General features: G+C 69.3%; 23 protein-coding genes and 1 pseudogene. 6 read left to right on the forward strand and 18 right to left on the reverse strand.

Annotation, left to right across the window (positions count from 1 at the left end; translation table 11 throughout):
• Positions 1-26: 26 nt before the first annotated feature.
• The gene (locus tag AB0H36_RS22250; protein WP_360526327.1) at positions 27-1,028 is read left to right on the forward strand and encodes an MsnO8 family LLM class oxidoreductase; all 1,002 of its coding nucleotides are present in this window, start codon (positions 27-29) and stop codon (positions 1,026-1,028) included.
• Here the strand turns inward: AB0H36_RS22250 and AB0H36_RS22255 are convergent.
• The 6 genes from AB0H36_RS22255 to rpsB all read right to left on the reverse strand — a co-directional run bounded on the left by AB0H36_RS22255 (position 1,021) and on the right by rpsB (position 5,935).
• Entirely contained in the window at positions 1,021-1,611 is a 591-nt protein-coding gene (locus tag AB0H36_RS22255) for a GNAT family protein (protein ID WP_360526330.1), read from the reverse strand. The genes AB0H36_RS22250 and AB0H36_RS22255 overlap by 8 nt on opposite strands.
• Positions 1,608-2,456, reverse strand: a complete 849-nt coding sequence (locus AB0H36_RS22260) for a phosphatidate cytidylyltransferase (RefSeq protein ID WP_360526333.1) — start codon at positions 2,454-2,456, stop codon at positions 1,608-1,610. The genes AB0H36_RS22255 and AB0H36_RS22260 overlap by 4 nt, the downstream gene beginning before the upstream one ends.
• Positions 2,456-3,010 carry a ribosome recycling factor gene (gene frr, locus AB0H36_RS22265; protein ID WP_360526410.1) on the reverse strand — a complete coding sequence of 185 codons (555 nt, stop codon included), beginning with the start codon at positions 3,008-3,010 and terminating at the stop codon, positions 2,456-2,458. The genes AB0H36_RS22260 and frr overlap by 1 nt, the downstream gene beginning before the upstream one ends.
• A 183-nt stretch (positions 3,011-3,193) precedes the next feature.
• Positions 3,194-3,955: a UMP kinase gene (gene pyrH / locus AB0H36_RS22270; RefSeq protein WP_360526336.1), complete on the reverse strand. Its 762-nt coding sequence runs from the start codon at positions 3,953-3,955 to the stop codon at positions 3,194-3,196.
• A 52-nt stretch (positions 3,956-4,007) separates the two neighbouring features.
• Entirely contained in the window at positions 4,008-4,826 is an 819-nt protein-coding gene (gene tsf, locus AB0H36_RS22275) for a translation elongation factor Ts (protein ID WP_360526338.1), read from the reverse strand.
• Between the two features lie 134 nt (positions 4,827-4,960).
• Positions 4,961-5,935 (reverse strand): 30S ribosomal protein S2, encoded by a 975-nt coding sequence (gene rpsB, locus AB0H36_RS22280; protein WP_360526341.1) that lies wholly within the window; start codon positions 5,933-5,935, stop codon positions 4,961-4,963.
• 314 nt (positions 5,936-6,249) lie between these two features.
• Between rpsB and AB0H36_RS22285 the strand changes: the two genes are divergently transcribed.
• Positions 6,250-6,996 carry a M23 family metallopeptidase gene (locus AB0H36_RS22285; RefSeq protein WP_360526344.1) on the forward strand — a complete coding sequence of 249 codons (747 nt, stop codon included), beginning with the start codon at positions 6,250-6,252 and terminating at the stop codon, positions 6,994-6,996.
• Here the strand turns inward: AB0H36_RS22285 and AB0H36_RS22290 are convergent.
• From AB0H36_RS22290 to AB0H36_RS22300, 3 genes are all read right to left on the reverse strand, one after another.
• The gene (locus AB0H36_RS22290) at positions 6,993-7,391 is read right to left on the reverse strand and encodes a VOC family protein (protein ID WP_360526347.1); all 399 of its coding nucleotides are present in this window, start codon (positions 7,389-7,391) and stop codon (positions 6,993-6,995) included. The two genes, AB0H36_RS22285 and AB0H36_RS22290, sit on opposite strands and share 4 nt — an antisense overlap.
• A 126-nt stretch (positions 7,392-7,517) precedes the next feature.
• The gene (locus tag AB0H36_RS22295) at positions 7,518-7,997 is read right to left on the reverse strand and encodes an Rrf2 family transcriptional regulator (RefSeq protein ID WP_360526350.1); all 480 of its coding nucleotides are present in this window, start codon (positions 7,995-7,997) and stop codon (positions 7,518-7,520) included.
• 61 nt (positions 7,998-8,058) lie between these two features.
• On the reverse strand, positions 8,059-9,000 hold the full coding sequence (locus AB0H36_RS22300) for a tyrosine recombinase XerC (protein ID WP_360526353.1): 942 nt from the start codon (positions 8,998-9,000) through the stop codon (positions 8,059-8,061).
• A 136-nt stretch (positions 9,001-9,136) separates the two neighbouring features.
• On the opposite strand from AB0H36_RS22300, the gene AB0H36_RS22305 reads away from it, so the two are divergent.
• From AB0H36_RS22305 to dprA, 4 genes and pseudogenes are all read left to right on the forward strand, one after another.
• Positions 9,137-10,747, forward strand: a complete 1,611-nt coding sequence (locus tag AB0H36_RS22305) for an amino acid permease (protein ID WP_360526356.1) — start codon at positions 9,137-9,139, stop codon at positions 10,745-10,747.
• A gap of 76 nt (positions 10,748-10,823) precedes the next feature.
• Positions 10,824-11,180 (forward strand): YraN family protein, encoded by a 357-nt coding sequence (locus AB0H36_RS22310; protein WP_360526359.1) that lies wholly within the window; start codon positions 10,824-10,826, stop codon positions 11,178-11,180.
• Positions 11,180-12,758: pseudogene (locus AB0H36_RS22315) on the forward strand (YifB family Mg chelatase-like AAA ATPase). Before AB0H36_RS22310 ends, AB0H36_RS22315 begins: the two are co-directional and overlap by 1 nt.
• On the forward strand, positions 12,755-14,029 hold the full coding sequence (dprA, locus tag AB0H36_RS22320; protein WP_360526362.1) for a DNA-processing protein DprA: 1,275 nt from the start codon (positions 12,755-12,757) through the stop codon (positions 14,027-14,029). The pseudogene AB0H36_RS22315 and the gene dprA overlap by 4 nt, the downstream one beginning before the upstream one ends.
• A 462-nt stretch (positions 14,030-14,491) precedes the next feature.
• Here dprA and AB0H36_RS22325 read toward each other — a convergent pair whose 3' ends face one another.
• The 9 genes from AB0H36_RS22325 to rimM all read right to left on the reverse strand — a co-directional run bounded on the left by AB0H36_RS22325 (position 14,492) and on the right by rimM (position 21,491).
• The gene (locus AB0H36_RS22325) at positions 14,492-15,565 is read right to left on the reverse strand and encodes a CU044_5270 family protein (protein ID WP_360526365.1); all 1,074 of its coding nucleotides are present in this window, start codon (positions 15,563-15,565) and stop codon (positions 14,492-14,494) included.
• Positions 15,558-16,166, reverse strand: coding sequence for a sigma-70 family RNA polymerase sigma factor (locus AB0H36_RS22330; RefSeq protein ID WP_360526368.1), 609 nt, complete (start codon positions 16,164-16,166; stop codon positions 15,558-15,560). The genes AB0H36_RS22325 and AB0H36_RS22330 overlap by 8 nt, the downstream gene beginning before the upstream one ends.
• A 201-nt stretch (positions 16,167-16,367) precedes the next feature.
• Positions 16,368-16,691 carry a DUF2469 domain-containing protein gene (locus AB0H36_RS22335; protein WP_012922325.1) on the reverse strand — a complete coding sequence of 108 codons (324 nt, stop codon included), beginning with the start codon at positions 16,689-16,691 and terminating at the stop codon, positions 16,368-16,370.
• Between the two features lie 76 nt (positions 16,692-16,767).
• Positions 16,768-17,466 carry a ribonuclease HII gene (locus tag AB0H36_RS22340; protein WP_360526371.1) on the reverse strand — a complete coding sequence of 233 codons (699 nt, stop codon included), beginning with the start codon at positions 17,464-17,466 and terminating at the stop codon, positions 16,768-16,770.
• 194 nt (positions 17,467-17,660) lie between these two features.
• Positions 17,661-18,428 (reverse strand): signal peptidase I, encoded by a 768-nt coding sequence (gene lepB / locus AB0H36_RS22345; RefSeq protein WP_360526374.1) that lies wholly within the window; start codon positions 18,426-18,428, stop codon positions 17,661-17,663.
• Entirely contained in the window at positions 18,425-19,093 is a 669-nt protein-coding gene (lepB, locus tag AB0H36_RS22350) for a signal peptidase I (RefSeq protein WP_360526377.1), read from the reverse strand. The genes lepB (AB0H36_RS22345) and lepB (AB0H36_RS22350) overlap by 4 nt, the downstream gene beginning before the upstream one ends.
• Before the next feature lie 100 nt (positions 19,094-19,193).
• Entirely contained in the window at positions 19,194-19,553 is a 360-nt protein-coding gene (gene rplS, locus AB0H36_RS22355) for a 50S ribosomal protein L19 (RefSeq protein ID WP_360526380.1), read from the reverse strand.
• A 190-nt stretch (positions 19,554-19,743) separates the two neighbouring features.
• Positions 19,744-20,943, reverse strand: coding sequence for a tRNA (guanosine(37)-N1)-methyltransferase TrmD (trmD, locus tag AB0H36_RS22360; protein WP_360526383.1), 1,200 nt, complete (start codon positions 20,941-20,943; stop codon positions 19,744-19,746).
• Entirely contained in the window at positions 20,943-21,491 is a 549-nt protein-coding gene (rimM, locus tag AB0H36_RS22365) for a ribosome maturation factor RimM (RefSeq protein ID WP_360526386.1), read from the reverse strand. The genes trmD and rimM overlap by 1 nt, the downstream gene beginning before the upstream one ends.
• Positions 21,492-21,610 lie beyond the last annotated feature (119 nt).

The raw sequence follows: 21,610 nt of genomic DNA on the forward strand, positions 1-21,610 counted from the left end.
AGGCGGGCCTAGCGGTTGGACCAGGTATGGCCGCGCTGACAGGTGTTCCGTTGTCGGTGCTGGATCGATCCCGGACGCGGACCGGTGAGTCGGAGGCCGAGACACTTCGGCAGACCGTCGCGCTGGCTCAGCAGGTGGAAGAGCTTGGGTACAAGCGGTTCTGGGTGTCCGAGCACCACAGCGTGCCCGGTGTGGTCGGCTCAGCGCCGACTGTGCTCGCGGCTGCGGTCGCTGCCGCCACCAGCCGGATCCGCGTCGGCACCGGCGGCGTGATGCTGCCGAACCATCGCCCGCTCGTCGTGGCTGAGCAGTTCGGCGTGCTGGAGGCGCTGTTCCCTGGCCGCATCGACATGGGCCTGGGGCGCTCGGTCGGCTTCACGAACGGCATCCGCCGCGCACTCGGCGTCGAGAAGGACGCGGCAGAGGACTTCGCCGCCCAGGTCCAGGAACTGCTCGGCTACTTCGAGGGCACGCACCAGGACCAGGTGCATGCCCGCCCTGGCGAGGGTCTGCGCGTTCCGCCCTTCATCCTCGCGGTTGGAGAGGGCGCACTCATCGCAGCGTCGCTCGGCCTGCCGCTGGTCATCGCGGGCGGCCGGGTGGAGTCGGACGTGCTGCGGCTGCTGGATCGCTACCGCAACGACTTTCAGCCGTCCACGTGGGCTCCGCGGCCGTACGTCGTACTGGCAACGACCGCTGCAGTGGGTGCGACGACGGCAGAGGCTCGGCAGTTGCTGATGCCTGAGGCGTGGTCAAGCGCCTACTCGCGCACTCGTGGGGTGTTTCCACCGCTGGAGCCGGTGCAGGACCGGACCATGACCGAGAAGGAGCGCGGGTTCTTCGAGCAGTCGCTGCGCGGCCAGATCTACGGCACTCCGGACCAGGTCGACTCCGCGCTGGGCGGGCTCGTCCGTCGCACGGCCGCGGACGAGGTGTTGCTGACGACAAGCACCTACGACCGGTCGGACCTGCTGCGCACGTACGCCGCTCTCGCCGAGCTGGCCGGGACGCGCAGCACCGTCAGCTGAGCCGGTCCTCGAGCCGCTTGCGGACCTCCGGCCACTCGTCGGCCAGGATCGAGAACACCACGGTGTCGCGGAACGACCCGTCCGCGAGCCGCTTGTGCCGGCGCAGCACGCCCTCCCGGGTCGCGCCGAGCTTTGCGATCGCGGCCTGCGAGCGGGTGTTCGCCGTACCGGTCTGGATCTTCACCCGGCCGAAACCACAGTCCTCGAAGGCGTGCTGGAGCAGCAGGAACTTGCACTCCGGGTTGACCTTGGTCCCCCACACGGACGGCGCGTACCCGGTCCAGCCGAGGTGCGCCGATTCGTTGGCCAGGTCGACGTCGCCGAGGCTCGTCGTACCGACGACCGTGCCGTCGTCGGCAACCGTCCGGACGACGTACGCCACCCGCTGAGCCGACGACTCCACCCACTGCTCGGCCATCTCCGCCGCATCGGCAGGCAGGCCGGCGATCCCCCCGCCGAAGCCCGACGCATAGACCTGCTCGTGCGCGATCGCGTCGTACAACGGCTCGATGTCGGAGGCAACGAGCCGGTCCAGCCGTACGACGTTGCCGGCCAGCGGCCGTCCGTCCGGTGCGATCGTCATGCCTTCACCAGCAGATGCAGGAGCAGCCAGACCGCGGGAGCCGTTGCCAGCAAGGAGTCCAGCCGGTCCATCACGCCGCCGTGACCGGGCAGCAGGTTGGACATGTCCTTGATGCCGAGGTCCCGCTTGATCATCGACTCACCGAGATCGCCGACGGTCGCCGTACAGACCGCCACCGCGCCGACGATCGCGCCGGCCCACCAGTCGCCGTCGAGCAGCCAGACGACCGACCCGATGCCGGCGCCGATGCAGGCGAGCGTCGAGCCGGCGAAGCCCTCCCAGGATTTCTTGGGGCTGATGGTCGGCGCCATCGGGTGCTTGCCGAACAGCACGCCGGCCGCGTATCCGCCGACGTCACTGGCGACCACGACCAGGAAGAAGGTCAGCACCCGCATCGGCCCGTCCGCCTCCGGCTGGACCAGCAGGATCGCGAACCCGGCCAGCAACGGCACGTAGCCGATCAGGAACACGCCGGCACTCGCGTCGCGAACGAACCCGACCGAGCCCCCCGGCATCCGCCAGAAGATCGTGGCCAGCACCGTGATCGCCAGCGCGACCAGGAGCGCCATCGGCCCACCGAAGTACGCCGCCAGCAGCATCGCCGAGGTGCCCGCGAACAGCGGGATCCGCGGGATGACCGCCCCGCCGGTGCGCAGGGCCTTGATCATCTCGTCGACGGCCACCAGCACGGTGGCCAGCACCAGGAAGGTGAACAGGACCTTCTGCCAGAACAGCGATCCGAGGATCAGCGCGCCCAGGCCGACCCCGACCCCGATCGCCGCGGGCAGGTTCCGCCCGGCGCGGCTCGGGCTCGGACTCGGCGCGGGCGTGCTCTCGACGCCCATCACACCTCGAGCAGTTCGGCTTCCTTGTGCTTGAGCAGCTCGTCGATCGAGTCGACGTACTTCTTCGTCAACCCGTCGAGCCGCTTCTCAGCACTCTTGCCCTCGTCCTCGCCGGTCTCGCCGTCCTTGATGGACTTCTCCATCGAGTCCTTGGCGTGCCGGCGGATGTTGCGGACCGAGACCCGGGCCTCTTCGGCCTTGGACTTGGCGACCTTGATGTACTCCTTGCGCCGCTCCTCGGTGAGCTGCGGCATCACGACCCGGATCACCGCGCCGTCGTTGCCCGGGTTCACGCCCAGGTCGGAGTCGCGGATGGCCTTCTCGATCGCGTTCATCGCGCCCTTGTCGTACGGCGAGATGAGCACGGTGCGCGGCTCCGGCACCTGGAAGCCGGCCAACTGCTGCAGCGGCGTCGGCGTGCCGTAGTAGTCGGCCAGGAGGCTGGCGAACATCTGCGGGTGCGCCCGGCCGGTGCGGATCGCGGCGAAGTCGTCCTTCGCGACCTCCACGGCCTTCGCCATCTTCTGCTCGGCTTCGCGGAGAGCTTCGTCGATCACGACATTCCTCGCTTCCTCAGGGCCGCCTCGGCGCGGCCTCCTTAACCAGCAACAGCAACCCTACGAACGCAGGTTTACCAGACAACGGACGTCATGCCCGTGTGTCGACCGATCCTAGTGCTTGTCCCCCGCCAGGCCGATCCCGGCCCGGCTCGACGGCGTACGCCGTACGCGCGGCTGCTACTGGCCGAGCGAGACGACGGTGCCGATCTTCTCGCCCCGGACGACCCGGGCGATGTTGCCCTCCTCGAGGCCGAAGATGACGATCGGCAGCGCGTTGTCCCGGGCCAGGCTGATCGCGGTGGCGTCGGCCACCCGCAGCCCGCGGGCCAGGAAGTCGTCGTACGAGAGCTGGTCGAACTTGACCGCGTCCGGGTTCTTCTTCGGGTCGGAGTCGTAGACCCCGTCCACCCCCTGCTTGCCCATCAGCAGCGCCTCGGCGCCGATCTCCAGCGCACGCTGCGCGGCGACCGTGTCGGTGGAGAAGTACGGCATGCCGGAGCCGGCGCCGAAGATCACCACGCGGCCCTTCTCCAGATGCCGCTCGGCCTTGCGCGGGATGTACGGCTCGGCGACCTGGCCCATCGTGATCGCGGTCTGCACCCGGGTCTCGATCCCGAGCTTCTCCAGGAAGTCCTGCAGGGCCAGGCAGTTCATCACCGTGCCGAGCATGCCCATGTAGTCGGCCCGGTTCCGCTCCATACCGCGCTGCTGGAGCTCGGCGCCGCGGAAGAAGTTGCCGCCGCCGACCACCACGGCGACCTGGACGCCGGCCCGGGCCACCTCGGCGACCTGCTTGGCGATCGAGTTCACCACGTCGGGGTCGACGCCGAGCTTGCCGCCGCCGAACACCTCACCCGACAGCTTGAGCAGCACCCGGTGGTAGGCCGGATCGAACGGCGAAGAGGCCGGTCTCGTCTCGGTACCCAGGGCTTCCGTCACGATTCCGGCCTCCTCGATCGTTGCTTCGTGCTGTCCTCAGTCGGCCAGGGCCTCAGGCGCCGACCTCGAAGCGGGCGAACCGCTTCACGGTCACGCCGGCCTCGTCGAGCACGGCCTTCACGGTCTTCTTGCTCTCCTGGACCGACGCCTGCTCGAGCAGCACGACCTCCTTGAAGAAGCCGTTCACCCGGCCCTCGACGATCTTCGGCAGCGCCTGCTCCGGCTTGCCCTCCTCGCGAGCGGTCGCCTCGGCGATCCGCTTCTCGTTCTCGACCGTGTCGGCCGGGACCTCGTCGCGGGTGGTGTACAGCGGGCGCATCGCGGCGGCCTGCATGGCGGCGCCACGGGCGGCCTCGACGTTGTCGCCCTCGAACTCAACCAGGACGCCGACCTGAGCCGGCAGGTCCGCGGCGCGCTTGTGCATGTACGCCGTCACCTGGCCGTCGAACACGGCCACCTTGCCGAGCTCGAGCTTCTCGCCGATCACCGAGGCCAGCGCCTCGATGTTCTCGGCGACGCTCTTGCCGTCGGCCAGCTTCTCGCCGAGCAGGCCCTCGATGTCGCCCACCTTGCTCGCGGCGGCGTGCGCGACGATGTCGGCGGCCAGCTGCTGGAACTGCTCGTTCTTGGCGACGAAGTCGGTCTCGCAGTTGAGCTGGACCAGCGCGTTCTCCGCCGCGGCCACCAGGCCGTTGGTGGCGGAGCGCTCGGCGCCACGCTTGGCGGCCTTGGCCGCGCCCTTGATGCGCAGTTCCTCGATCGCCTTCTCGAAGTCGCCGTCGGTCGCCTCGAGCGCCTTCTTCGCGTCCATCATGCCCGCGCCGGTGGCGTCGCGGAGCTTCTTCACGTCAGCGGCGGTGTAGTTCGCCATTCCTCGTTCTCTCGTCTTGTCGGTGCGGTGCGGCTGGATGGGCGGCGTGCAGGGTGGCCCGGCGTGCGCGCCAGTCAGGCTGCTGCTTGGGGTCGGGTGCCGCCCGGCGTGGGCCGGGCGGCATCCAGGGGCTGTCAGGCCTCGTCGGCCTTCGGGGCCTCGTCAGCCTTCGGGGCCTCGTCAGCCTTCGGGGCCTCGTCAGCCTTTGGAGCCTCGGCGGCCGGGGTCTCCTCGGCCTTCGGGGCGTCGTCGGCCTTCGCGGTCTCGTCAGCCTTGGGGGCCTCGGCCTTGGCGTCGGCGGCCGGCGCGTCGGTCTTCGCCTCGGCGGTGCCGTTCTGGCTCTCCAGCAGCTCGCGCTCCCAGGCGGCCAGCGGCTCCTCGGCGCCCAGCTCCTCACCGGCCGCGGCGGCGCCCTGGCCACCACGCGACATCAGGCCGTCGGCGACGGCGTCGGCGACCACGCGGGTCAGCAGGCCGACCGAGCGGATCGCGTCGTCGTTGCCCGGGATCGGGAAGTCGACCTCGTCCGGGTCGCAGTTGGTGTCCAGGATGCCGATGATCGGCAGCTTCAGCTTGCGCGCCTCGTCGACGGCGAGGTGCTCCTTCTTGGTGTCCACGATCCACACGGCGGCCGGAACCCGGGCCATGTCGCGGATACCGCCGAGGGTCTTCAGCAGCTTGTCGTGCTCGCGCCGCTTCTGCAGCAGCTCCTTCTTGGTGACGCCGGAGGCGGCCACGTCGTCGAAGTCGATGAGCTCGAGCTCCTTGAGCCGCTGGAGCCGCTTGTTCACGGTCTGGAAGTTGGTGAGCATGCCGCCCAGCCAGCGCTGGTTCACGTACGGCATGCCGACCCGGGTCGCCTGCTCGGCGATCGCTTCCTGGGCCTGCTTCTTGGTGCCGACGAACAGGATCGAGCCACCGGAGGCGACAGTGCTCCGGACGAACTCGTAGGCGCGGTCGATGTACGACAGCGACTGCTGCAGGTCGATGATGTAGATGCCGTTGCGCTCGGTGAGGATGTAGCGCTTCATCTTCGGGTTCCAGCGCCGGGTCTGGTGCCCGAAGTGCACGCCGCTCTCGAGCAGCTGCTTCATGGTCACGACGGCCATGAGGTGTTTCCTCCTGTCGGCCCGGGCGCTCATCCGGGCCTTTTTCGGCCCGGGCGTCTGTTCCGGGCCTACTCGGTTGTCAGCGGTGGGCCGGGTGGTCCACCACTCCTGATGCCCGTCGTACGGCCTCATCCCGGGGTCAGCCGGGACCGAGGAGGACGCACTGTTGTGCGGGCATGCGTAGTCGTCCCACTCACATGGGACGCCACCGGCAGTGTACGGGACGGGCGGGGACGGATGCGAACCGGGGCCGGTTGTCCACAGGCCCCGAACTCACCGTCCGTGAGCGGTCCGTTTCGCGGCATGTTCCAGGCATGAAGATTCTGCTCAGCCTTCTGACCCCCTTGGCTCCCGCCCTGGCGCCCGTCGCTCCGGTCGCGGCGGCGCCGGATCCTGCCGTCTGGCCGTTGACGCCACGACCCCCGGTCGTGCGCGGCTTCGATCTCCCGGCCAAACCCTGGCTCCCGGGCCACCGCGGCGTCGACCTGTCCGGGTCCCCCGGTCAATCTGTGCGCGCGGCGACCGCGGGCACGATCACGTACGCCGGCCAGCTCGCCGGCCGCGGTGTCATCGTGGTCACCACGGGCGTACGGCGTACGACGTACGAGCCGGTCGTGGCCGGTGTCCCTGTGGGCACGAGCGTCACGCCTGGGACCGTGATCGGTCGCCTCTCGGCCGCAGGCTCGCACTGCGCTCCAGCGACCTGCCTGCACTGGGGCCTCGTCCAGGGCAAGCAGTACCTCAACCCGCTGACGCTCCTCCCCGACCGACCGGTCCGCCTCCTACCCCTCACCGCCGCCTCGATGCCACCCAATGCGCACCCGCCCCAACCAGCCGACGTGCCCGCTCGACAAGCGGACCTTCCAGGTGACGCCGGACGGGCGCCCCGGCTCGCGACGGCTCAGGCTGGCGGGTCAGGCCAACGGTCGGCTCGTGTGGCAACTCGACCGGCGGCCGACGTCCCAGCGCCCCGGCCGCGTGGCGAGCGAGTCGCGGCGGCAGTGGTTGCGACCGCGGCTGCGCTGACTCTTGCTGCCGGCCTGATGATCAGGCGGCACTAGGCGAGGTTGAGCTGCCAGGAGACTCCGAACCGGTCGTTGATCCAGCCGAACTTGCGGCTGAAGCCGTGGTCGCCGAGCTCCATCAGCACCGCGCCCTTCTCGGACAACGCGGCGTACAGGCGATCGATCTCGCCCTCGTCAGCGCAGTCGACGTACAGCGAGACCGCCGGTGTGAACGTGAAGTCGTGCTTCACGAAGCTGTCGATGCACATGAACTCCTGCCCGGCGAGCCGGAAGAGCGCATGCATCACCGACCCCTCGGGCCCCGGCCCTTCGGCGCCGTAGCGGGAGATCGAGACGATCTCCGCGTCGTCGAAGAGCGAGAGGTAGAAGGTCAGCGCCTCTTCGGCCGCGCCCTCGAACATCAGGAACGTGGTGATCTTCTGTCCAGCCATCTCTCTCCTCCTAAAGTATCCGCTTATATAAGCCAACACTTTAACACCAAGCTCCGGCGACGGCACGCCACCTGGCCGACAACTACCGGGACCGTGCAGATGTCAGCTGCCGGAACCCTGCGGGTGTCAGCTGCCGGGGACGCGGGCCTGCCAGGCGTCCTCGTCGCGGGAGCGGCGCTCGACGCCGGCCGGGAGCTTGTTCTTGGCCAGATCGGTCAGCGTGGTGTGCTCGAGCACGTCCCGCAGGCTCGCCCGGGCGGCGATCCAGACCCGCTGCAGCACGACGGCGCGCTCGTTGTACGCGACGCTCTCGGGCCGGACGCCGGAGATGCTGACGATCGGGCCGTCCACTGCACGCATCACGTCGGCGACGGAGATCTCGTTCGGATCCACGGCCAGCTTCCACCCGCCGGACTGCCCGCGCTGACTGGCCAGGATCCCCGCCCGCCGGAGGTCGGCGAGGATTCCCTGCAGGAAGCCGTGCGGGATTCCCTGGGCGCGACTGAGCTCCTCGGCCGACACGACCGAGGGGTCGTTGGCCACCCAGCGCTGAGTGATCTCGATCAGCGCTCGCAACGCATAGTCAGACTTCGCCGAAACCCGCATGCCCCGCAGTCTGCCGCATTCCCCCGTACCCGCGCCGTACCCCACCCACAGACACTCGGGCTCAGGCCCGTGGGTGGGCCTGCTCGTAGGCCTTGCGAAGACGGTCGGTGGAGATGTGTGTGTAGATCTGCGTCGTCGCCAGCGACGCGTGACCGAGGAGCTCCTGGACGCTGCGCAGGTCCGCACCACCTTCCAGCAAATGCGTTGCAGCAGTGTGGCGCAGGCCGTGCGGTGACAGGTCAGGGGCGTCGACGACGCCGATCCGTTCGTGGACGAGCCGCCGTACTGCGCGCTGATCGATTCGGCCCCCGCGAGCGCCGAGGAACACCGCAGGCCCGCTCCCCTGCCGGACCAGCTGCGGCCGCGCCTCGTCGAGCCAACGACGGAGGGCGGCTTCGGCCGGCACGCCGTACGGGACCGACCGCTCCTTCCGGCCCTTGCCGAAGACGCGGACCACCCGGCGCGACGGGTCGACGTCATCGACGTCGAGCGCGCAGAGTTCGCCGACGCGGATCCCGGTCGCGTACAGCAGTTCCATGATCGCCAGGTCGCGCAGCCCGATCGGGCTGCCGTCGTCAGCCGCTACGGCTGCCGCGTCCAGGACTGCGCGGGTGTCCGCCTGTCCGAGGACGCCGGGCAGGCTCTTGTGCGGGCGCGGACTCGCGAGCAGGGCGCCGGGATCGGTGCTGATCCGGCCGGTTCGCTGTGCCCAGGCGGTGAAGACCCGCGCGGCCGTCGCGCGGCGCGACATCGTGCTGCGCGACTTCCCGAGGCTCTGCTGCTTGGCCAGCCAGGACCGCAGCCCGCGGATGTCCAGGCCGTCGAGATCATCGTGACCAAGCCGAATCAAATGTTCGAGTAAATCCGCGACGTCGCCAAGGTACGCTCTGACCGAATGTCTGCTGAGGTCTCTTTCCGCCGTCAGATGCCGTTCGTAGTCGGTCAGTAACGCTGTGAAACCTTCCGGCCAGGAAGGGGTCGTACCGACATCGTCCGGCGCCATGCCTCGACCATGCGGGAGCGGACCCGGCATCGCAAGGCACCGCGCGGGGGCCGAGGAGAGGAGGTCTGGTCCGCAGCCCGACGGTCGACTACTGTTCGGCCCGATTGCCCTAGTAGCAACGGAGGCACCCCTGACCATGGCCCCCTCAGCGAACGGACAGACCGTAGGCCGGCGCCTGCCGGTCGAGTCGGCGTTCACTCGAGTCGAGGACGCGCGGCACCGTCTGCCGCGCCTGTTCGGTCGTCGCGACCTGGTTGTACTTGGCCTGGGCGTGATGATCGGGTCCGGCATCTTCAGCATCAGCGGCAACCAGGCGGCCAAGGTCGCCGGTCCGGCCGTGATCCTGTCGTTCGTCATCGCGGCGATCGTGTGTGTGCTGGCCGCGGCCTGCTACGCCGAGCTGTCGTCCACGATCCCGGTCTCGGGTAGCGCGTACACCTTCAGCTATGTGACGTTCGGCGAGATGTGGGCCTGGCTGGTCGGCTGGGCGCTCGTGCTCGAGCTGGTCACCGCGGCCGCGATCGTCGCCCGCGTCTGGTCGGCGTACTTCCTGGCGACACTCGACGGATTCGGTGTGACGTTGCCCGCCGGAGTCGCGCAGTTCTTCGGGCCGGACGCGAAGGTCAACCTGGTCGCGCCGCTGCTCCTGCTGATCCTCACCGCGATGGTCGTCACCGGGACGAAGCTGTCGGCCCGGGTGCTGACGGTCGTGGTGATCGCGAAGGTCGCGGTGATCCTGCTGGTCATCGTGGTCGGCGCGATGCACATCAACACCGACAACTACTCGCCCTTCGTGCCGATGGCCCGGGCCGCGCCCGCGACGGCCAGTCCGACGTTGCTCGGCTGGATCCTCGACTCGTCGTTCGGCTCGTTCGGCATGATGGGTATCTTCACCGCGGCGAGCTCGATCGTGTTCGCCTACATCGGCTTCGACCTGATCGCGACCGCGTCGGAGGACGCGCGCAGCCCGCGCAAGACGGTCCCGCAGGGCATGCTGCTCGGCGTCGGCGCCGTCACGATCCTGTACATCGCGATGGCCGTCGTCCTGGTCGGCATGCGCCCGTACGGCGAGCTCGGCGGCAGCGCACCGGTGTCGGAGGCGATGGCCGCAGTCGGGGTCGGCTGGGCCGCAAAGGTGGTCAACCTAGGCGCACTGCTGGCGCTGATGACGGTGATCATGGTGGTGCTCATCGCGCAGAGCCGCGTGCTGTTCAACATGGGTCGTGACGGCCTGCTGCCGAAGAGCCTCGGCCGAGTCAGCCGCGTGTACTCCTCCCCCGCCCGTGCGGCCGCCGCAGCCGGCTTCGCCGCGTTGGCCCTGACGCTCTACCCGCAAGTGCTCGAGCTGGAAGAGTTGCTGGTCATCGGGGCGCTGTTCTGCTTCGCGTTCTGTGCGATCGGCGTGCTCACCCTGCGCCGGTCGGAGCCGAACCTCGAGCGTGGTTTCCGGGTGCCGCTGGTGCCGCTGGTCCCGCTCGTGTCGCTGGGTTCGACGGTGTGGCTGATGCTCAACCTGAAGACGAGCACCTGGACCAAGTTCGGCATCTGGATGCTCGTCGGCATGCTGATCTACGGCCTGTACGGGCGCTGGCACAGCCGGCTCGCGAACGAGGACAGCTGGGACTTCGACCTCGGCGACACCGACCCCGGTACCGGCGGTCTGCAGGCGATCCGACCGGAGAGCGAGCTTCGTGCCGTCCGGACCCCGCCGCAGAAGCCGACCCGCGGCAAGCACATGCGCAGCTGAGTTCTCCACAGCCCGAAAAGTCACCCCCGAAATCGGTGCCTGATCCCGGCATGTTCTTAGCCGGAGGTGGTCACCGATGCGGACCAGGAAGACAGTCGGGCAGTACGGCGAAGATCTCGCCGCGAGGTATCTGACGACCGAAGGTTTCGTCATCCTCGAGCGCAACTGGCGCTGCGAGCTGGGCGAGATCGACATCGTCGCGCGAGAGGGCGACGCGCTCGTCGTCTGCGAGGTGAAGACTCGTCGCGGGCTCAACTACGGCAGCCCGCTCGAGTCGATCACCTACCGCAAGCTGACGACCCTGCGGAAGCTGGCCGGGCGCTGGCTGCAGACCCACCAGCTCAAGCCTGCGGCGATCCGGATCGACATCGTCGCCGTCCTGTTCGACCACAACACTCCGCCGCGTGTGGACCACGTCAGGGGCGCGGTCTGATGCCCCTCGCACAGACGTGGTCGGTCGCGCTGGTCGGCCTCGAAGGGCACCTCGTCGAGGTCGAGACCGACATCGCACAAGGCCTGCCCAAGACAACGCTGATCGGCCTGCCCGACGCGTCGCTGTCCGAGGCGCGCGATCGGGTCCGGGCCGCGGTGGTGAACAGCGGCGAGCGATTCCCCGACCGCAAGGTCACCATCGGGCTCTCACCGGCGACGCTGCCCAAGACGGGTTCGCACTACGACGTCGCGATCGCGTGTTCGCTTCTGGCGGCTGCCGGCGTCATCGAGGTCGAGTCGTTGCGCAACTCCGCCATGATCGGCGAGCTCGGGCTCGACGGGCGGGTCCCGCGAGGTCCGTGGCGCGCTGGCGATGACTCTGGCTGCGGCGCGGTCCGGCTTCGCGCGCATCGTCGTACCGGAGCTGAATGCGGGTGAAGCCCGGCTGGTTCCTGGCATCGACGTGTACGGCGTTCGGTCGCTGCGACAAGTACTGGCGATGCTGCGCGGCGCCGAGATCCCGGACGAGGCGCCACCACGTGCCGAGCCGCGGCTGTTGTCCGAGTCGCTGACACGGGTGCCCGAGGTGGACCTGGACGATGTGATCGGTCAACGCGAAGGACGGCGGGCGATCGAGGCTGCGGCAGCGGGCGGTCATCACCTGTTCCTGCATGGTCCGCCGGGATCGGGCAAGACGATGCTGGCGGAGCGATTGGCCGGGCTGATGCCGGATCTGAGCACGGACGACTCACTTGAGGTCTCGGCCGTGCACTCGCTGGCGGGACTGCTCACCAGCGATGCCGAGCTAGTGGTCCGTCCGCCGTTCATCGCGCCGCACCACACCGCGTCCCTGTCGAGTCTGGTCGGCGGCGGCTCCGGGATGCCGCGGCCGGGTGCGATCAGTTGCGCGCACCGCGGGATCCTCTTCATCGACGAGGCTCCCGAGATGCATCCGCTGACGCTGGACACGCTGCGCCAGCCGCTGGAATCGGGTTACATCGAGGTCCACCGGTCGGCCGCTGTCGCGAAGTTCCCGGCGCGATTCATGCTCGTGCTCGCGGCCAATCCCTGTCCCTGCGGCCTGTCCGGCACGACACGTGGCATCTGCACGTGTACGCCGCAGGTGCTCGCGCGCTACCGGCAACGGATCAGCGGACCGATCAAGGACAGGCTCGATATCCAGCGCCAGATCCTGCCGGCCGCGCGGGCCGTCGCCGACGGGGAGAAGTCCGAGTCGACGGCGGTCGTCGCCGAGCGGGTGAAGGCGGCCCGAGACCGGCAGGCACACCGGTACCGCGACACCGGCTGGATCCTCAACAGCGAGATCCCCGGCCCGGTGCTCCGCCGCGAGTTCCCGTTGGATGCCGCCAGCCACAAAATGCTCGAGGACCTGTACGCCGCCGGCCGCATCACCGCCCGCGGCTTCGACCGAGTCGTCCGCCTGGCCTGGACCTTGGCCGACCTCCTGGGCATCGACAGACCCACGGCCGAGCTCACCCACCAAGCCTTCCAACTCCGCAGCGGCGAGCCCCTCACCGACCTGACCGACCTCCGCCCCCTCAAAGGAACAGCCGCATGACCCCCAACTGCACACCCAACTCCGACCTCCGCCCGACCTCGTCGGAGGTGGCTCAGACCGCCGTGGCTCAGCTGGGCCGAGCCGGCGTCGGCGGGACGGGCGGTTCGCCGAAGTCGGCCGTCAGCGGACCGAGCGATGACGAGCGACTGGCTCGGGTCGGGCTGTCTCGAGTGGTCGAGCCCGGCGATCTGGCGGCGCTGCAGGCCTTCGACGGGATGGAGGCGCTGGAGATCTGGAAACTGCTGCAGCACGGCGCTCCCGGCCTCGGGCGGTGGTCCACCCGCTTCGCTGAGGCGAACCCCGAGCGCGACCTGGAGCGGGCTGCGGCATCCGGCGTTCGGTTCGTGATCCCAGGCGACGACGAGTGGCCTGAGCAGGTCGAAATCCTTGCGGAAGCCGGGCAACTGAGCCGCCGCGCCGGAGTGCCGTTCGGACTATGGGTTCGAGGCCCGGCAAATCTCCGCCAGGCGCTCACGCGATCCGTCGCGATGGTCGGCGCTCGTGCCAGTTCGTCGTACGGCGAACATGTCGCGGCTGAGCTGGCGTCCGGTCTGTCGGACAACGGGATCACGGTGGTCTCCGGCGGCGCATTCGGAATCGATGCGGCGTCGCACCGTGGTGCGTTGGCCGGCTCAGGCGTCACGGTGGCGGTCCTCGCGTGCGGCGCCGATGTCAGCTACCCGAGGCGCAACTCGGCGTTGTTCAGCCGCATCGTCGAGGAAGGACTGGTCGTGAGCGAGCTGCCACCGGGCTGCTCTCCCACCAGGTTGCGCTTCCTCGCCCGCAACCGCCTGATCGCCGCGGCCACCCTCGGCACAGTCGTGATCGAAGCAGCTGTCCGAAGCGGCGCCCTCAACAGTGCCGGCTGGGCCGAGCAATGCGGCCGCGCCGTACTCGCCGTACCGGGCCCCATCACCTCCCGCATGTCCGAAGGCGCCCACCTCCTCGTCCGCGAACGCGACGCCGTACTAGTCACCAACGTTGCCGACATCATCGAAGCCATCTCCCCACTAGGCACCCGCCTGACCCCGTACCCCCAGGCCCCCAAATCCCCCACAGACGATCTCGCCCACGACCTCCGCCGCACCCTCGACGCAGTCCCCGTGGTGGCGCCGGCCCCGACCGCCCGCATAGCCATCACAGCAGGCCTGGACCTGGAAACCACCCAACAATCCCTGGAGGCCCTCGATGCCCAAGGTCTCGTCCACCACGACGACTCAGGCTGGCGCCTGCCCCCAACCACCCCACCACCAATCCCGCCCACCCCATGACAACCAGCACCACCCGAACCCGACACCTCCCCCCACGCTCAACCGCACCACGCAGACGCCGGACCGTCCCGCCACTCCGCTCCCGGCTTCGCCGACTGGGGTGGGCAGCAGACGCCCACACAACCAGCCGCGCCGAGGGTGCACCTCGACCGATGGGCCCCGGCCGGGCGCCGGGAGCCATCCGGGAGTGGGTTAGCAGGGGTTTCCAGTGGGCCTGAGCACCTGCCCCGACTTCATCAAGGGCGCGTCCGGGCCGATCAATCGGGAACCGGCCTCACCATCGGCGCTGACTGAGCACGATGCCCGATAGGCCCGGAGCTCACGAATCCAACGGCGATCCCCGTGCTGATACCGGACCTGCCCCAAGGGCACGAGTGCGCACGATTCCGGCGGCGATCGCCCGTGCTGGGAGCGGACCTGCCCGATGGGCCCGGTTGGTTGCGGGCCCATCGGGCGGTGGGGTTAGCGGGGGGCTTTCCAGGGGGCGGGGGCGGTGGCGGTGGTGAAGGACCTGTAGGAGAGGACTTGGCCTTGGTTGCGGCCGGAGGTGGCTACTTCGCGGGAGCCGATGTAGGCGCCGGACTTGGGGTCGATGACGATCTCCTCGCGGGAGGAGCCGTCGTCGCTGCTGTAGGCGATGCCGATCTGGCCGTCCAGGTTGGCTGCCTTGTCAGTGATCTTGAGGTTCTTGAGGTTGCCCAGGGCCCGGTACAGGCTGGCGCGAAGGTCGGCGGGGAGCATGCCGGTCTGGAGGGCGTCTTGGGCCGTGACGAGCAGCTGAGTCTCACCGCGGTCGTTGCCTTCGATCGTGCCGTCCTTCTTCAGTTGCTCATACAGCGCGTTCGGGTCCCGGGGCAGTCCGGCGATCCATTCGAGAGACGGGTCCTGCCAGCGGCCGTTCTCGGCGCACGGTCCGCCGCCTTCGAAGGCGCCGCACTTGGCCGTCGCCGTCTGGGTGGACCGGTCGAAGGTGAAGCCCGCCTTGCGTGCTTCCTCGTCGGAACCCTTGACCCACTGGTGGCGTCCGGTGCTTGTGTCTCGCCTGTACCAGGTGCCGCGGATGTCCGCCGGCACCCAGACCTCCCGCACCGACTCCTCCAGGTACTCCAGGCCGCCTCCAGGAGTCTCCGTGTAGTTCCTGTTCCAGACGTGCCAGACCAGGTAGCGGTACTTGCCCGGCGCAACGACCGGGTCGCTGGCCGCGGCGATCCGCTGCGCGGCGCCGTCCAGCTCGACCTTGGCCTCCGCCGAGCTGCCGGTCAGCGTCGACGTGTAGAGCGTTCCCCCGGCCACGAGTGCGATCGCCGCGGCGGCCGCGATCAGCCACCGTCGACGCGGCCCGCGCTTCTTGACGCCCACCGCTGTTGTTCGACCGTTTGCGGCGGGCGTGAGGTCCGGGCGCTCATCGGTGGTCTGCCTCATGGCGTCGAGGAAGGCGGCCCTGATCTGTTCGATGCGCTCGGGATCGGTCTCGACGTCGGCGTGGAGCGTCGACAGCGCGCGGTCGAGGTTGTCGGTGGGGCGAAGGTCAGTCATGGTCGGAAACCTCCTCGGAGGCAGTCAGGATGCGGAGCTGGCGGCGGACTCGGTGCAGGCGGGAGCGCACGGTCCCGACCGGGATGCCCAGCGCGTCCGCCACCTCGACCGTGGTCAGTCCAGCCCACGAGGTGAGCAGCAGTACGTCGCGATCGCCCTCGGACAGGTCCGCGATCGCAGGAGCGATCCGGCGGGCGAGTTGCTGGGCGTCGACCCGTTCGGCGACCTGGCCGTCGTGTGCGGCGAGGTCGTCGGGTTCGCGGCGGCCGGCCCTCGCGGTGGCGCGCAGGCCGCGGACCTCCTGACGGACGTGTCGGCGGGCGAGGTTGGTCGCGATCCCGTACAGCCAAGCCTTCGCGGCGGCAGTCGCCGGGTCGTAGGTGTGCCGCTGCCGGAACGCGGTCAGGAACGTCTCGCTGACCAGGTCGTGCGCCTGCTCCGCGCCAACCCGGCGCGCCAGGTACCTGTGCATGGGTACGGCGTGCTGGTCGAACAGCCGGGCAAACTCCTCAGCCACTGCCGGCCCCGCCAACTCGGGCCGGTCATCCGTCGGGTCGGGCGGCGGTCGGTCGCGAGCCACGGACTCGGTCGTGTCGGTCATTGTCATACCCCTGATTGCCCGTACACGCCCCGAACGTTCACGCCGGCTCCCCACTCACCCAAATGCGCGGTCGAGTTGAGCACCGCAAGCGTGTCGAGGTGTGTCCCAGGTGTACGAGCACAGGCGCGACCCGGCCGGGCCGGTCACCGCGGTGGGCGAGGCGAGCGCCGCCGTACGCAGCCCGCCGTGGGCCGGGTGGGGTCAGCGGCCGAAGTCGGAGTCTTTGGGGACTTCCAGGTCGGACTTGGCGAGCTCTTCGATGTTGACGTCGCGGAAGGTGACGACCTTGGCGTTCTTCACGAAGCGCGCGGACCGGTAGACGTCCCAGACCCAGGCGTCGGCCATCGTCACCTCGAAGTACACGTCACCGCCCTCGGTGCGGACCTTCAAGTCGACCGCGTTGCACAGGTAGAAGCGCCGTTCGGTCTCCACGACGTACTTGAAGATCCCGACGACGTCCTTGTACTCCCGATAGAGCTGCAGCTCCATATCGGTCTCGTACTTCTCGAGGTCGTCAGCGCTCATACCTCTACCTCGCTGCGCTCGGCTGCGGCATGAGCGCTGAGGGCGGCTCTGCTATCGGTTCGCTCGCTACGCTCACTCACAGGCTCTCCACTCCGGTGGGACTGGTCACATTCTGTCCCATATCGGGCCGCAGACTGCGGCGGACATTCTCGAACCGCCGTCTGTGTTGCGGGCACGGGCCGTATTCGTCCAGTGCCGCCTGGTGCTCAGGCGTGCAGTAGCCCTTGTGAATCCCGAAACCGTACTGCGGGTACACCTGGTCCCAGTGCTCCATCACCCGGTCGCGGGTCACTTTCGCGATCACAGATGCCGCGGCGATACAAGCCGCCACGCGGTCACCCTTCCAGATCGCCAGGCCCGGTACGCCGAGACCGTCCACGCCGAAGCCGTCCGTCAGCACGTACGACGGCCGTACGTCGAGCCGGAACAGCGCGCGCCGGAGCGCCTCGACGTTCGCCACGTGCATGCCGAGGCGGTCACACTCGGTGGCCTCGATGGCGACGACCGACCAGGCCAGGGCGCGCTTGCGGATCTCGTCGTAGCAGCGCTCGCGGGCCTTGGCGGTCAGGAGCTTGGAGTCGGCGAGCTCGGGGATCTGGCCGCGCTTGCCGTCCGGCAGGATCACCGCGGCCGCGACCAGCGGGCCGGCGCAGGGTCCACGGCCGGCCTCGTCGACGCCGGCGATCGGGTCGAGGCCGACGCGGCGCAGGGCGCGCTCGTACCCGTACAAACCGGCGTCCCGCCGCACCGTGCTGCCTCGGGGCATCACACTCATGCGGCCCTCCGAACTCCACCCACAACCCCAACCCTAGGCACCCCGCGCAGACCCCGCGGCACCCGGGGTGAGTCGCACACAGCCAGGCGCCCAGCGAGCCTGTCAGCGCCCCCGACCTGGGGGCGGTTGGCGTTGGGTGAGGGGGCTGCCGGGGCCTGGGGGCGGGTGGGGGTTGGGGGCACCGGGGGGCTCGATTACTTCGGCGGTGCGGTGAGGGAGATGGAGGGTTTGTCGGGGGGTGGCTGGGTGGCCGCCGGGACCGACTTGAAGGTGTCGGGGACGCCGAGTTTGGACCAGCGGCCGGCGGGCCAGACGACCAGGACGGCGCGGCCGGTGATCTTGTCCATCGGGACGAAGGCGGCGTCGCCGGTGCTGCCGCCGTCGGCGCTGGTGTCGCTCAGGTGGACCCGGGAGTCGCCGGAGGCGGACCGGTGGTCGCCCATCACGAAGACCCGCCCGGCCGGGACGGTCACCTGGAAGTCCATCTGCGACGGCGCGTCACCCGGGTACAGGTAGGCGGTCTCGTCGAGCGGCTGGCCGTTGACCAGCAGCCGGCCCTTCTCGTCGCAGCAGGCGACCTTGTCGCCCGGCATCCCGACGAGGCGCTTGATCAGGTGGCCGTGGCTGGAGTCCGGGAGCAGGCCGACGACCTCGAAGAACCGGCCCACCGAGCCGCGCTTCTGGCCGCTCTCCTCCGGGCCGAGCCAGCCGCCCGGGTCCTCGAAGACGACCACGTCGCCGCGTTCGACGTCGGTGAGCTTCTCCACCACGACCCGGTCGCCGACCAGCAGGGTGTTCTCCATCGACTCGCTCGGGATGATGAACATCTGCCCGACGAACGCGCGCAGGATCGACGAGACGATGAGGGCCCCGACCACGATCAGGACGAACTCACGGGCGGCCGCGGCGAACCCCGAGCGGTGAGCGGGTTTCTCCGGCGTCTTCGTCGGTGTATCGGTCACTTCTTCAGCCCCGGCTTCTTGAAGGTTTCCGGAGGACGCAGCATCGTCATCCGGTCAGACGGCCAGATTACGCAACAGGCCCGGCCAACCACGTTCTCGACCGGGACGAATCCGCCGCCGGGGCCGCCCATGTGGGCGCGGGAGTCGGCGGACTCGGCGCGGTTGTCGCCCATCACCCACAGGTGACCGGCCGGCACCGCCACGTTGAACGGCGTCAACGACGGCTTGGCGTCCTGGAGCAGGTACTCGCGCTCGTCCAACGGGATGCCGTTCACGGTGATCCGCCCGGCCCGGTCGCAGCAGATCACCCGGTCGCCGCCGATGCCGATCACCCGCTTGACCAGGTGACCCTCACCGCTGCGCGGCAGGATGCCGACGAACTCACCGAGCGACCGGAACGGGCCGGGCTCGGCCTGCTCCTCGTTCAGCCAGTTGCCGGGGTCCTTGAAGACGATGATGTCGCCGCGATCGACGTCGCGGTGCATGTAGCTGATCTTCTCGGCCAGGATCCGGTCGTTGGTGGTGAGCGTGTCGTACATCGACTCCGACGGTACGTAGAACGCTTCGGCGACGAACAGGCGCAGTACGACCGTTATGACGAGCGCGAGCACGGTGACCGTGCTCATCTCGATGAGCAGGCTGAGCAGCGGATTCCGCTGCTTCATCCTGCGATGACGACCCTTGCTGCGACGTGCCCTCTTGGCTACCGGGCGAGCGCGAGTCGCAGTGCTCGGCGCCATACCTGACCGTCGTCGTGAGGCTAGCTCAGGAGGCCGGAACTTCGCGCTTCTCCTTGATCTTGGCCGCCTTGCCGCGCAGCTCGCGCAGGTAGTACAGCTTGGCCCGGCGGACGTCACCGCGGGTGACGACCTCGATCTTCTCGACGATCGGGGTGTGCAGCGGGAAGGTCCGCTCGACGCCGACGCCGAAGCTGACCTTGCGGACCGTGAAGGTCTCCTGCAGGCCACCACCCTGGCGCCGGATCACGACACCCTGGAACACCTGGACGCGGGACCGGTTGCCCTCGACGACCTTGACGTGCACCTTGACGGTGTCACCGGGGCGGAAGGAGGGGATGTCGTCGCGCTTGCTCGAGTTGTCGAGCTCGTTCAGGACGTTGCTCATCAGGTGTTCTCTTCCTCGCGCGTGCCACAGGTCACCCACGAATGTCAGTGGTGATGAAGTCATCAAAACGCTGCCGGTCGGTGGTCACCCCCTGTGGCAGGAGCACCGAAGGGCAGCAGCGAACAATCTTGCCACACCGCCCCAGCCGGGACGAAATCAGCCGGGGCCGACTGCGCCGGGTGACCAGCGCTCAGCGGCGACGGCGACGCTTCGTGAGATGGACAAGGTCGACCTTGGGAGTCTGAGCCTCTCGTCGTTGCTCTCGGTAACCGGCCTTCCGGTAGAGCGCCAGGTTGCTGGTACTCCGGTCACCGGTGCTCAGCGCGTAGTCCGTCACGTCGGCGGGGGCGAGTTGTTCGGCGGCGCGCAGCAGCCGGAGGCCGAGGCCGCGGCCTTGCCAGTCAGGAGCTACCACCAGGCGCTCTATGTGGCCCACCGAGCCGTCGACGACGAGCTGGACGGAGCCGACGATGCGGGTGCCGGCGACGGCCTTCAGGACGGTGCCACGCTCCAGCCGGGCGGCCGTGGCGCCGGGGTCGTCGGTCAGCGGAGGGATCGAGTAGTCGTCGTACAGCCGGCCCTCGGCGAGGAAGGCAGCCAGTTGGAGCGTGTGGATCTCCCCTGCGTCGGCCGCGGTGGCGGGCAGGAGCCGGACGTACGACGTCGCATCGTCCTTCCCCGCGACCACATCGCCCCACGCCGCGAGCAGATCCGGCCGGCGCTCCGCAGTACGCCGTACCGACTCCTCGTGCCGCCAGGACGCGATCAGGCCGTGGTTGCCGGACAGCAGGACATCCGGTACGTCGTGCCCGCGCCAGGTCGGCGGCTTCGTGTAGACCGGGTACTCGAGCAGCCCGTCGCCCGAGTGGGACTCCTCCGCCAGCGACTCCGGGTTGCCGATCACGCCGGGCAGCAGCCGCGCGACCGCCTCGACCATGACCAGTACGGCGACCTCACCGCCGTTCAGCACGTAGTCCCCGATGGAGACCTCGTCGACCCGCATCCGCTCCGCCGCGTACGACGCGACCCGCGCGTCGATGCCCTCGTAGCGACCGCACGCGAACGTCAGCCACGGCTCGGCGGCAAGCTCGTACGCGAGCTCCTGCGTGAACGGCCGGCCGGCCGGCGTCGGCACGATCAGCCGGGGCTGCGCAGGCCCGTCCGGAGGCGCGATGGCGTCGAGAGCCTCGCCCCAGGGCTCCGGCTTCATCACCATGCCCGCGCCACCGCCGTACGGGGTGTCGTCGACGGTCCGGTGCCGGTCGTAGGTCCACTCGCGGAGGTCGTGCAGGTTGACGTCGAGCAGGCCGCTCTTCGCCGCCTTGCCGACCAGAGACAGATCCAGTGCGGCCAGGTACTCCGGGAAGATCGTGACGACGTCGAGCCTCATCAGTCCGCGCCTGGCTCGGTCGGAACCACCTCGGCGCCCTCCGGGTCGAGCAGACCGGGCCGGTCCGCCACCACGACGTATCCCTTGTCGACGTTGAGCTCCGGGACCAGCTCCTCGACCAACGGCACCAGTACGGCGTTGCCGGCCGGCCGGCGGATCTCCAGCAGGTCCTGCGACGGCAGGTGTACGACGTCGATCACCTCACCCGCCTCGGTGCCGTCAGCCGTGCGTACGGCGAGGCCGACCAGGTCCCGGTCGTAGTACTCGTCCGGGTCCTCGGGGCGCTCGTCGCTGTCCACCTCCGACTGCACGAACAGGTTGCGCAGTTGCTCGGCCGCGGTCCGGTCCGGCACCTCGGCGAACTTCACCAGCAGCCGTCCGCTGTGCCACCGGCTGGTCTGGACGGTGAGCGTCCGGGGCGTCTTCGACGACGTGACGACGGTGGCGCCGTCGGCGAACCGCCGGTCCGGCTCGTCCGTCCGGACGTCCACGCCGACCTCGCCCCGGATCCCATGCGCCCGGCCGATCCGCCCGACTGTCACCAACACCGGTACAACCCTTCTGCCGTTCACGATTGACCTGAGGATATGGCGAAGGGCCGCACCCGGTGAGGGGAGCAGGACGATGATCACCGAGTATCAAGAGGTCGCGCGTTGCCAAGTCGAGG

The organism is Kribbella sp. NPDC050820, from assembly GCF_040653975.1.
Lineage (GTDB): Bacteria > Actinomycetota > Actinomycetes > Propionibacteriales > Kribbellaceae > Kribbella.

Excerpts from the sequence above, each read along its gene's own strand:
- AB0H36_RS22250 (WP_360526327.1), top strand. The coding sequence starts at position 27 with ATGGCCGCGCTGACAGGTGTTCCGTTGTCGGTGCTGGATCGATCCCGG.
- AB0H36_RS22255 (WP_360526330.1), bottom strand. The coding sequence starts at position 1,611 with ATGACGATCGCACCGGACGGACGGCCGCTGGCCGGCAACGTCGTACGG.
- AB0H36_RS22260 (WP_360526333.1), bottom strand. The coding sequence starts at position 2,456 with ATGGGCGTCGAGAGCACGCCCGCGCCGAGTCCGAGCCCGAGCCGCGCC.
- tsf (WP_360526338.1), bottom strand. The coding sequence starts at position 4,826 with ATGGCGAACTACACCGCCGCTGACGTGAAGAAGCTCCGCGACGCCACC.
- rpsB (WP_360526341.1), bottom strand. The coding sequence starts at position 5,935 with ATGGCCGTCGTGACCATGAAGCAGCTGCTCGAGAGCGGCGTGCACTTC.
- AB0H36_RS22285 (WP_360526344.1), top strand. The coding sequence starts at position 6,250 with ATGAAGATTCTGCTCAGCCTTCTGACCCCCTTGGCTCCCGCCCTGGCG.
- AB0H36_RS22290 (WP_360526347.1), bottom strand. The coding sequence starts at position 7,391 with ATGGCTGGACAGAAGATCACCACGTTCCTGATGTTCGAGGGCGCGGCC.
- AB0H36_RS22295 (WP_360526350.1), bottom strand. The coding sequence starts at position 7,997 with ATGCGGGTTTCGGCGAAGTCTGACTATGCGTTGCGAGCGCTGATCGAG.
- AB0H36_RS22300 (WP_360526353.1), bottom strand. The coding sequence starts at position 9,000 with ATGGCGCCGGACGATGTCGGTACGACCCCTTCCTGGCCGGAAGGTTTC.
- AB0H36_RS22305 (WP_360526356.1), top strand. The coding sequence starts at position 9,137 with ATGGCCCCCTCAGCGAACGGACAGACCGTAGGCCGGCGCCTGCCGGTC.
- AB0H36_RS22310 (WP_360526359.1), top strand. The coding sequence starts at position 10,824 with ATGCGGACCAGGAAGACAGTCGGGCAGTACGGCGAAGATCTCGCCGCG.
- dprA (WP_360526362.1), top strand. The coding sequence starts at position 12,755 with ATGACCCCCAACTGCACACCCAACTCCGACCTCCGCCCGACCTCGTCG.
- AB0H36_RS22325 (WP_360526365.1), bottom strand. The coding sequence starts at position 15,565 with ATGACTGACCTTCGCCCCACCGACAACCTCGACCGCGCGCTGTCGACG.
- AB0H36_RS22330 (WP_360526368.1), bottom strand. The coding sequence starts at position 16,166 with ATGACCGACACGACCGAGTCCGTGGCTCGCGACCGACCGCCGCCCGAC.
- AB0H36_RS22335 (WP_012922325.1), bottom strand. The coding sequence starts at position 16,691 with ATGAGCGCTGACGACCTCGAGAAGTACGAGACCGATATGGAGCTGCAG.
- AB0H36_RS22340 (WP_360526371.1), bottom strand. The coding sequence starts at position 17,466 with ATGAGTGTGATGCCCCGAGGCAGCACGGTGCGGCGGGACGCCGGTTTG.
- lepB (WP_360526377.1), bottom strand. The coding sequence starts at position 19,093 with ATGAAGCAGCGGAATCCGCTGCTCAGCCTGCTCATCGAGATGAGCACG.
- rplS (WP_360526380.1), bottom strand. The coding sequence starts at position 19,553 with ATGAGCAACGTCCTGAACGAGCTCGACAACTCGAGCAAGCGCGACGAC.
- trmD (WP_360526383.1), bottom strand. The coding sequence starts at position 20,943 with ATGAGGCTCGACGTCGTCACGATCTTCCCGGAGTACCTGGCCGCACTG.